The 10938-nt window shown below is 40.9% G+C and carries 8 protein-coding genes; 1 reads left to right on the top strand and 7 read right to left on the bottom strand.

What is annotated here, in order from left to right:
- Nucleotides 1–275 precede the first annotated feature (275 nt).
- From AC37HE_RS12375 to AC37HE_RS12345, 7 genes are all read right to left on the bottom strand, one after another.
- A complete protein-coding gene (locus AC37HE_RS12375; RefSeq protein ID WP_500783154.1) occupies nucleotides 276–1010 on the bottom strand; it encodes an energy transducer TonB in 735 nt (244 codons plus the stop codon).
- A gap of 457 nt (nucleotides 1011–1467) precedes the next feature.
- Nucleotides 1468–2202 (bottom strand): energy transducer TonB, encoded by a 735-nt coding sequence (locus AC37HE_RS12370; protein ID WP_500783153.1) that lies wholly within the window; start codon nucleotides 2200–2202, stop codon nucleotides 1468–1470.
- Between the two features lie 230 nt (nucleotides 2203–2432).
- Nucleotides 2433–4253, bottom strand: coding sequence for a helix-turn-helix domain-containing protein (locus AC37HE_RS12365; protein WP_500783155.1), 1821 nt, complete (start codon nucleotides 4251–4253; stop codon nucleotides 2433–2435).
- 332 nt (nucleotides 4254–4585) lie between these two features.
- Entirely contained in the window at nucleotides 4586–6700 is a 2115-nt protein-coding gene (locus tag AC37HE_RS12360) for a helix-turn-helix domain-containing protein (RefSeq protein WP_500783152.1), read from the bottom strand.
- A gap of 169 nt (nucleotides 6701–6869) precedes the next feature.
- Nucleotides 6870–7349 (bottom strand): helix-turn-helix domain-containing protein, encoded by a 480-nt coding sequence (locus tag AC37HE_RS12355; RefSeq protein ID WP_500783151.1) that lies wholly within the window; start codon nucleotides 7347–7349, stop codon nucleotides 6870–6872.
- Between the two features lie 213 nt (nucleotides 7350–7562).
- On the bottom strand, nucleotides 7563–8546 hold the full coding sequence (locus tag AC37HE_RS12350; RefSeq protein WP_500783150.1) for an alpha/beta fold hydrolase: 984 nt from the start codon (nucleotides 8544–8546) through the stop codon (nucleotides 7563–7565).
- A gap of 189 nt (nucleotides 8547–8735) precedes the next feature.
- The gene (locus AC37HE_RS12345; RefSeq protein ID WP_500783149.1) at nucleotides 8736–9473 is read right to left on the bottom strand and encodes an energy transducer TonB; all 738 of its coding nucleotides are present in this window, start codon (nucleotides 9471–9473) and stop codon (nucleotides 8736–8738) included.
- A 337-nt stretch (nucleotides 9474–9810) separates the two neighbouring features.
- Between AC37HE_RS12345 and AC37HE_RS12340 the strand changes: the two genes are divergently transcribed.
- Nucleotides 9811–10938: trans-sulfuration enzyme family protein (locus AC37HE_RS12340; RefSeq protein WP_500783148.1), on the top strand; the 1128-nt coding region annotated here is incomplete at its 3' end.

The raw sequence follows: 10938 nt of genomic DNA, 5'->3' as shown, positions 1-10938 counted from the left end.
TCGTTTATCGGCTGGATGTGGAGTTGATTTAAGGCTTCCTGGATACCAAATTGATCTGTCGTCTTCATGATGCAAATTTTTTGAATGAACTTGTAAGTCAGATTCTGCTGATCTTTCCTCTCAAGTTATTGTTTTTTAGCCGGATTTACAGATGAAGTCGAATCTTTTTTAACAGGTAGGTAGCATTGGCACATAAAACAGGCGTACAACCTGTTTTCGTTTCCCGAAACAAGCTGTACGCCTTTTTCACTTTTTAAGATTTCCAATACCGGCAGCTACTTTTGAAGTTCTGCCATCAATTCTGCATAGCCATCCAAATCCTGGTAATTTAATGCCAGTGATTTCAGAATATCAATATTCGTTTTTGCTTTAACGACTTTCCAGTCTGCAATAGCACCATCGCGATCACCTACTGCATAACGGGCATAACCACGCATTACTAAAAGACTCGGATCAAATGGCATGTAGCGAATACCCTGATTAAAATTGTATAATGCCCGATTCGCATGATCTTTTACGTAAAGAAGTTTGGCGCCTTTTTTAAAGTAGTTGGTCGCAACTGCTTGAAAGTTGGTTGTTCTGTTCGGGCTATCCTCATTTGCAACTTTACAGGCAATAGCAACTTCCCGCTGCATGTCAACAGGACCTTCATTATTGCTTCCCGGAATCCACATTCCGTCTGTTGTTTTTAATACCCGAATAATTTCTTGGTCCATTTCATCAGACACGCTGTTGACAGCTTTAAAGTTACTCAAACTTCCATCCGTATTAACGGTGAAATTAATGACAGTGGTTCCTTCTCTCCTAAATTTTAAATCATCTGCTGGATACTGCATCTTGCTTGCAATATACTGGTCAATCGAAGCACCATTGTTTGCTGTCTGTACTACTGGAGCACCTGTAAACTTAGGTGGTTTTACGAGGATTTCTTTTTCAGAAACGTGATAACTTTGGGCCCACAAGCCCAGTGAGAATAATAGTGCAAAACTTAGTAACAAAAATTTTTTCATGGCTGTGAGAATTTTAGTTAATAGATAAAAAGATGTTTAACTCGTAAATATTTATGAAGCAAAGTTAAGGCAGACAGCACTCTGATGCATATGAGCTATGTTCTAATTCGTTTAAAGTAGCGCTTACGAGTATCAATTATCGCTCATGAAGTTTTAACTATGTGCTAAAACAGATAAAAGGATGAAAACATTCTGAATTTGGTTGTTTTTGTCGTTGATGAATTTACTTGTGTTCGGATGGCTGATTTGAGCCTAAAATGGTATTGCTATTGTTTCGCCAGAGCATATTTGATGGGAAATTTTCAAAGGAATTTGGATTCTGTCATGGTATATTGACTGTATTTATAATTTCTAAGCGAGATTTTTCACCTGGTACTTAAAAAAGGCGCACAACCTGTTCCTTAACTGAAACAGGCTGTGCGTCCTTATTTTTATTTTAAATTATAATACAGGCGGGCTAACGATCCATTTCTGTCAATAATTCGGCATAGCCATCCAAATCCTGATACATTAATGCAACGGCTTTCAGATTATCAATTCCAGTGTGATCTTTCACAATTTTCCAGTCTTCAATTGCTCCTTCTTTATCTCCCAGTGCAAATTTAGCATAACCTCTCATAACCAAAAGGTTGGCATCGTAAGGTAAGTACTGGATACCTTGGTTGAAATTAGCTAATGCTCTGCGTGGATGATCTTTCAAATACAGCAATTTACTTCCTCTTGTAAAGTAGTTGGTGGCTACCTTTTTAAAATTGGTGACAGATCCTTCTGTGCCATTCCAGGCAATTTTACAAGAGACTGCGATTTCTGTTTGCATTTCAACTGGTCCGTCGTTATTGGTACCAGCAATCCACATTCCATCGGTTTCTTTTAGTACCCGGGTAATTTCCTCATCCATTGAGGATGATACACTATTAATAATGTTGAAATCTCTTAAAGTACCATCTGTACCCACGGTGAAACTAATAACCTCTGTTCCCTCGTTTCTAAATTTGATGTCTCGTTCAGGATACTGCATTTTGGCCGCAACATAATCCAGAATTGACGGTGCATCAGCAATTGTTGCAGCTACTAGTTGTCCTGCAAATTGAGGCGGTTTTACGGTCACTTCTTCTGATTGACCGTGATAGATTTGGGCCCACAAGCCCATTGAGATCAAGAGCGAAATGCTCAATAGAATAAATTTTTTCATGGCTGTGAGAATTTTAATTAATTAATAAAAGGGTGTAAAACAACTTAAGGCTTCTGAACAATGTTGGTACAAAGTTATGGCAGTTCAATGTCCAAGACTTAGTAGCTATGTCTTGATTAACTTAAAAAAAAGCTTTGCGATATCAATTATCGTCCAAGTGGTTTAAATTATGTCTCGAAATGGACCTGAGAGCTCATATTTTGGTTGATTTACAGTAAAGCAGAGGTCCTTTACTGTGCGGCGACCATCGGTCGATTCGAAGGAAGTAATATTCGGTTTGGTGGAAGATTCATTTGTTTTAGCAATTCCAGGTATCTGGGGTCGTCCCTTAAGTTTTTAGAAAACGGGCTTGCAAAGAAGAACGTTACCGGATATTGTTTTTCATCGATTGCAATTTCGAGATAATGAAAGGCTAGGTCCTTAAAGCCAAGAAAGGCAGCCGTAAATCCAAGGTTGCACTCCAAACCGTGCTGGCTTTTTTCTTTTTCCTTTAATTGATTCCATAAGACCAGAGCTTTCCCCCTTTCTCCGGCTTCGCAATATGCATAAGCGCGGTATATGTTGTGGTAATCATCCTGAGGAAGTCTTTCATGATATTCAATGGCTTGCTGATAATTTCCTCGTTTAAGGGCGACCCATCCTAATGCGATGTTGGCGTATGGGATGTCTTTCTCCAGATCTAAGGCTTCATTTGCCCAATATTCTGCCTGGTCCAGTTCATTAGCGTGATACGAAAGTAATGCAAGCCATGATTTGTATGATGCAGATAAAGGCTCCAGTAAAACTGCTTTATGAGCATAGTGAAGTGATTGTTCCATGTCGCCGAAAAGAAGAAAATACCAGGCAAAATTTGCATTGGCAATAACATTGTTCGGATTGTTCTTGAGGGCTCTTTCGAAGGTTTCTTTTGTTTTGGGCCAATCCCAGATATCATAGAGGTATAACAAGGCCAGGGCAGTATTGGCCTGGTCATTGTCCGGGTCCAGCATGATGGCTTTGTTCGAAGCAGACATGGCACTTGTAAATGATTCTTGCGGATTTAATCCTGCGTGCGCAATATTGACGTAGCCTAAGGATAGTGCTGCATAGGCGAAAGGATCTCCCGGATCCCTGTGAATAGCCTCATGTAAATAAGTAATGCCTTTTTTAAACGATTCTTCGGTTCCCTGGTTGATGTAATACATGCCCCGCAGGTATGCTTTGTAAGTTTCAGGATCGACGGTTCGTTTGCGATTTAATCGTTTTTCTTCACTGCTGGTAACATCTGCTTTAAGAGTGTGTGCAATATCTTTCGATGCAGAAGATTGCACTGTTAATATATTATTCATGACATCCTTGTACTCATTGGAAAAGATGTGACGCTCCTGTGGAAATACATCAATCAATTGAAGTAAAAGCCGTACTGAATCGCCTGCACTCATTACAGAACCCTCCAGTATCATATCGGCTCCTAATTTTCGGGCAATATTTTTTAATAGAAGGTTGCTGTTTTTGAAGTGGAGTGTTGAGCTACTCGAAATGACCCGAATTGAACTGATTTTTCCCAAATCTCCAATAATTGCATCATGTATACCATCGACAAAATAGTCGTTCTCCGAACTCCCGGTTAAGTTTTTGAGTGGAAGAACGGCAATTGAAACAGGGTGCTTCCTATGATTATTGACGATGGTAAATACAATGCCAGATACAATGACAATGGGAAGAAGAACAAGCAATATTATTCTTCTTCTTTTCTTTGGTGGACATACTTTGGGTTGATCGAAAACAGGTTCGGGATGGTCTGGATGGTTTTTTTCATCTTCTTGTTCTTTTCTTGCATTCGTTGTTTTTTGAATCTCTCCGGGAGGAAAACCATAAAAGTCATGAAAGCATTTGACGAAATAGGCCGGACTTTTAAATCCCACTTCGTAAGCCGTTTCGGATACATTGAATTCACCTGCTTTCAAATATTCGAGAGCCTTTTTGAGTCTGATCTCCCGAATAAAACAGCTGACTGATTTTTGTGTGCTGGAGTGTACCTTAAGATAAAGATTTGAACGGCTTATTCCCATTTGTTTGGCTAGTTGAGATACCCCAAATTTTTCATCTCTCAAGTTAGCCTCAGTTATTTCGGTTAGCTTTTGTATAAATTTTTGGTTGTTAGTTGATAGTCCGTCCATAGCTTTCCTTCGATGCTGACAATTTGGTTTTTTGCACGTATTACAGACAATAGCTGTTTCTTGCTTCTGGACTTGATGGTTCTTCTCTTGTATGCTTACGACAAGCCGCCTTAGCTTGTTCGGATTTAATCTTCGGAATTGGCTTATTAAAACTGCTAGTCAAGAGCATCCACAGGAAAGGCAGTGCGATTGAATACAGGATCAGGAAAACGACGAATGATGGATTAGTTGATGAGTCCTTTTTCCCGGAGAAGCTGGCCTACAAGCTCGTGCTCTTTTTGGTATTTGGCTTCCATCTTTGTTAATATTTCATCAAAGGCAGGTTCCTTTCGAACATTATCAAGTAATGGCCACTGCTTCATACTTACGACAAGTAATCGGGAAATTGAGGTTTTGTTCTTTTCGACTATTCTCAAGTAGTCCAGTGATTTTTCAGTTTCACCCATGGCCGAATAGACACATGCCAGAAAGGAATGCGAATAATAATTGTGGGCGAAAAAGTTGTTTCTGGCGATTTCGTCCTGAACGATCTTAATGGCTTTCCGGTAGTGTGCCTGAGCTTCTTCTTGCATGCCATTTTTTTCATAAACAAATCCCAGGATCATGGCACTTTCGCTGTTAATATACTTCTCACCATATTTTATCATGTATTTGTATGCATCCGGATAATCTCTGAGCCATAGATAATTGATCATTAAATAATAAAGATTGTCGGTACGAGTTGAATCTTTTTCGTATATGCGTTGACAGTAGTTGAGTGCAGCTTCGAAATTTCCGGACATGGTTTCGATTTCATTCATGATGCTGAAATACCGGATTGAGTCGTTGTACATATGAAGCATTTGTCGGGCATAGGTTGCTGCTACCTCCGGATAACCTGCATAAGTCAAGATCCATCCAAATTGAACCAGCATTATCGGTCGAATCGACATTTTGTTGGGAACAATTTCTTCGTACTTCAGAAAGCTTTTAACAGCGTTGTAATGGTCATCAGTACCCAAAAAATGAGAGAAGGCAAACTCATAATATTCAACTAGGTTTGCTTCATTAACCGGTAATTCTTCAAAAAGTTTATTGGCTTTGTTGGGCTGGCCTTTGGCGAGATAATAACGGCCTTTCAATGCTAGAGCTTTCCAGTTTTTGTCATCGTAATATAAGGCCTTGTTTATCATTATTAGTGCCGAGTCCAGGTATGCCGTATTATAAATGTTTCCCCAATAGCCTCTGGAAAGGTAAATTTCGCCCAGTTGAGCATAGGCATCAGCAAAGGTCGAATCTAACTGAACAGCCTGCTGAAATAGTTGCTTTGCTTTTAAGCGGTCCTGCCACGATTGTTTGACCGGGTTTAGCTCAAAAAGACGCTTGTAATCGAGCCCCCTCAGGTATAGGTTATAGGCTGTAAGGTCGGATGTTGGTTTTTTCTCCAGTTGCTGCTTTTCATCTTTGGTGATTATTGCATTTAAGTCATTGGCAACCAAAAAGGCTAATTCGCTTTGTACATTGAATATGTTGCCCATATTTACTTCCCTTTCATAGGGTTTGGACCAAAGGTGTTTGTCGGTTTTCGTTTCAATCAACTGTAAACGAATCCGGACTGTGTTGTTAATGGTTTGTGAGCTTCCTTCCAGAATGTAATTGGTTTTTAACTCTTTGCCGATTTCACGTACACTTTTGGTGGAGTTGCGGTAATGCTCTGCCGTTGTCCGCGAAATGACTCTAATATCTTTAATCAAGCTAAGTTTGTAAAGGATTTCGTCCATAAGTCCCTCTAAGATATAATCGTTTCCGTCTTCGGGACTGTCGTCAATAAACGGTAAAACAGCGATCGATCTTTCTGCATTTGCTTTCGGGCCTGAAACCGTATAAACCAGAATTAACGCAAGAAGCAGAAAGATGACTGCAGTAATAAATGAAATGAGTTTGTATCTTTTTAAAAGGTGCGTTGTCGATTGAAGTTGCTCAGCAGGATCCTGAGGATCTGAAGAATCGCTTTCGGGTATCATAGCCTTTGTAATTTCTCCCGGGGGATAGCCATAATGAGCATGAAAACATTTGATAAAATAGGAGGGGCTGCTAAAACCGACTTCATAAGCTACTTCAGAAACTGTCAGCGATGTTCCTTTTAGCATCTGCATCGCATTTTTAAGGCGAATTTCCTTCATAAAATTACTGGCCGATTTTCCGGTGACTGAGTTGATTTTAAAATACAGGCCTGAGCGACTTAAACCTGCAGCTTTAGCAAGTTCAGAAACCCCAAACTGCTCGTTTTTTAGGTTGGCCAGTATTATTTTGTTTAGCTGGTCTATGAACTGAGAATCGGTCGCATTTCTGTGGCTCATAGCATTTTCGGTTTGTTGATTCTTTTCCGGCGAGATGAGAGCAATGAAATCAACAAAAGAGTTTACGATTAATCCAAATTTTAGGTTAATCGTTGTACTGCCTTTAAGCTTGAGATACTTGATTTTTAAGGTGAAAATCTACCGCTCCAAATTTTGTTTAGTCTTTGAGCTAGAAGATTTTTGAAGCAAAAATTAGTAAGCCGGATAAAATGAATAAAATGATCAGCAGGATACCGATTATGGTGCGGTGAAGTAAAATATAACGGGCAGGTTGGCAATCCGGACAGTGATAAGTGCTTTCATGTTTTTTCTTGCGGGAATGAGTTTCACCAGGTGGGAACCCGTAATAATCGTGAAAACATTTAACGAAATAGGCCGGGCTGCTAAATCCAACTTCGTATGCTGTTTCCGAGACATTGAGTTGTCCTTCCTGCATATATTTGAGCGCCTTTTGCAGCCTGGTCTCGCGAATAAAACAGCGTACCGATTTCTGGGTGGTTTTATGAACTTTCAGGTAGAGGGTGGAGCGACTGATTCCCATTTTTGTTGCCAGCTCAGAGACCCCAAATTGATCATTTTTCATATTCTCCTCAATGATCTCAGTCATGCTTTGGATAAAGGCTTCGTTTGTTGTTTGTCTCGAGATCATAATTCGATAGCTAATAGTTTTACATCGTAATTTTTTAAGATGATTATACAATAATCGATAAAACGAATGATACGAAATTGGTATCACTGATGTTCCTGTTTCTGGTTATTGGAGTTGCATAATCAGTTGAATTTGGAATTAAGTAGTAGAGGCTACCTAAATGAAAGATCTATGGTTGAGAAATTTAGCCGGCAGCCTCTTGGATTTTATATTTTAATATTTTTTACCAGGTTTGTCTTTTATAAAGTCCCCGATTAGAGGATTAATATCTTCATGGAACATCCAATGAATAACATGCCCTCCACCCGGGAATGAGTAAAATACGTTACCGGGATAAATCATATCCGCGTAAGCCTCTGCATCAGGACTAGAGAAAAGACATAAAATCGGAACAGTCCACTCAAGAAATTCGTTTGCATCCTCGGCATCCGCCCAATAGGAAATGTTGGCGAGCAACGGGGATGGGAAGTCTAAGAAATAGCTGGCAAGCTCTCTCAATTCATCAACTCTCTCACCTGTCAAATCCAGGGGGATAAGAGCGCCTTCAAGGCCTAGTTTATCTTCTAACGTCCAGTTTGCCATAACATTGTAAGTCATCTCTCGAATCATTTGTCGTTGATCTTTTCCGGCCTCGTCTTCTGGCCAGGGATCAATTCCGCCATCTAGGACTACAAATTTTGTGATCATGGCCGGGTGCATTCTTTCGAACATTGTCCATACAGTGGGCCCCATGCTAAAGCCAACGGCTACGAACTGGTGAAGGCCTTCTTTCTTTACGATTGTGTAAACAGCTTCAGCCATCACTTCCATGGTGTATTGAAAACCGGAGTCTTCCGGATCGAGTGGAGAGCCGGGAGCAGGAGCATCACTCATGCCTTGTCCCGGAAGGTCGACGTAAATACAGCGGGCTTTATCCCTAAAATAATCAAATTGTTTTGTGTAAATGGTTAGGGGATTAGTCCATCCGGGAACCAGAACTACATCAATAGGTCCTTTCCCGATGATGCGGTAATGAACCTTCAGATCAAGATCTTTCATCATCACATAGCGGTCCTGATCAAGACCCGTGTTGCCATGGTTGACGGTTACCGCACTTTTGGTTAATGCTTGGTCGGCAAAATACTCATTTTCGTCGGCGCAACTAAATGCCAGGGATAACCCGATTGCTACGAGTAAAAATTTTAAACTTGTTTTCATAGCTTGAATTTTTGGTTTTGAAAAAGTTTTGCCGACAATTTCGGGAATAGGAGGTTGGGAGACATATCAATTTTCGTGACTCTTGTGTCAATTATGATGCAATCATATCAATTATGAAAATCGTTGAAAAAAAGGCTGATTGCTCTTTGTCAACAATCAGCCCTGTGTATATCTGGATTTGTTAGTGAATTACTCGGACACAGATTGGTTATAAACCAAATTGTTGTTGGCGAATTCAACCAAATCGCTATAGCCTTCTAAGTTATCAATGTCGAATGCCAGGTAACTAATTAGCAGGTTTTTGCCACCTAAGGTTTCAACACGAGCCCAATCCTGTTGAGCCATATTCCTGTTACCCAACTCCGCCAGGCACATCCCCCGCATTAATAGCAGGGAGGTGTCGAACGGACGATACTGAAGCCCTCTGTCGTAATGTTTCAGAGCCTGCTCGGGATTATTTTCTTTTAAAAGCAGTTGGTTGCCTTTTTGAAGTGATTTTAGGGCTGTTTTGTTGAACTGTTGGGTGATCCGAAGTTTGTCACTCGGGCTGTCGCCGGCTTTAAAATAAAGCGAAACCATGCGGTTCATCTCAACATCTTTGCCATCGATGGTGCCTGGTGTCCATTGTCCATTGGTTTCCTGCAGGGCTTGCAGTACTTGTTGGGTAATTTCGTCGGAAACACTGTTGATGACATTCACATCTTTTACGTCACCGGAAGTGGTCACCTTAAAAACGACAAGCTCAACTCCTTCTTTTTGAGTGACATTCAAGATGGCTTCTTTGTCGATGTTGTTGTAGAGTACTTGTTGCATATCCTTCAACTGAGGAGCAACCGATTTAGATGCTGTTGAACTGTTGGGCTCATTTTGCGCCAGGGAAACAAAGCAGATAAAAAATAGCAAGAAAAAGACAGAACTTGTTTTCATAACTTTTCATTTAGGGTAATTGCTTGTATGTTCTTATGAATCCGGCTGATGCAGGGGGATGCAACAACGGGATTTTTAAGAGTTTACTTGCCGTAGTACATGGCTCAAGAAGCAACGCACACCACAAGCGGGCACTATGCGCAGGTGAAAGTTTGAAAAAAGGTTGATTGACATTGTTCGGAATATTACGGGCAAAGGATGAAGATGTTTGTCATTTCAGATAAATATATCTTCTTTTAATATTGAATTAACTTTTGACGACGATGCAGAAAAAGCATCAATTTCGCAGGATTATCCTATAAGCCTTGATAAATTAGGGGATTCAAAAAACTTAAAGATGTCAAAAATTAAATTTCCGATCGGGGAACAGACGAAAGCGATACATGTAGGAGAAGAACCCGATCCGGTGAGCAGAGCTTCTGCTCCTAATATTGTTATGTCCACAACTTTTTTGACTGATGCAGATGCAGGTTTCTCTGTTGAAGAAATGGATGAAGATGCCGCCTGGATCTATACGCGTTGGGGAAACCCCACCATTCATCAACTGGAAGAAAAAGTAGCTGCTTTGGAGAATGGCGAATCCGCGATTGCTTTTGGAAGTGGAATGGCGGCTATTTCAGCTTTGTTGTTCCATTTTTTACAAGCAGGCGATCATGCTGTGATTACCGATGTAGCTTATGCGGCGATGGCAGAGATGACCAATGAGATGATCCCAAAACTGAATATCAGTATTACAAAGGTGGACACCTCTGATCTTGGTGCTCTGGAAAGAGCTATTCAACCCAATACAAAGCTGATTTACATTGAAACACCCTGCAATCCGCTGTTGAGGCTGACCGATATTGAGGCAACAGCGAAACTGGCTCACGAACACGGTGCTTTGCTGGCCGTAGATTCAACTTTTGCTACTCCCATGGCAACCCGTCCGTTGCTGTTGGGTGCCGACCTGGTGATTCATTCGCTGACTAAATACATGGGAGGGCATGGCGATGCGATTGGTGGAGCGGTTGTCGGAAACCGGGAACTGTTATCTCCGATGCGCAAGAGTACTGCAATTCGTTTGGGGGGAATTATTAGTCCTTTTAACGCCTGGCTGATTATGCGGGGAATGGCTACTTTACCAATTCGCATGAAGGCTCATGCTGAAAATGCCATGACTGTTGCTCATTTTCTTGAAAATCATCCTAAGGTGTTGCGGGTTATTTATCCCGGGCTGGAATCACATCCTCAGTATGAACTTGCGAAAAAGCAAATGCGTAATTTTTCCGGAATGATTACGTTCCAGGTGAAAGACGGACCGAAGGCTGCTGTTGACTTTTCAAATCAATTACAGCTTGTTCATTATGCTGTTTCGCTGGGCCACCACCGCTCCTTGTTGTTTTACCTGAACACGGCCGATTTACAGGAAACCTCCTTCAAATTTGATACGGAACAACAACAGGAGTCTTGGGACAGCTATGCAGGA

The sequence above is a fragment of the Mangrovibacterium sp. genome (assembly GCF_059905295.1).
Note: the sequence above shows the minus strand (reverse complement) of the source record. Positions and strands in the feature narration are given on the sequence as shown.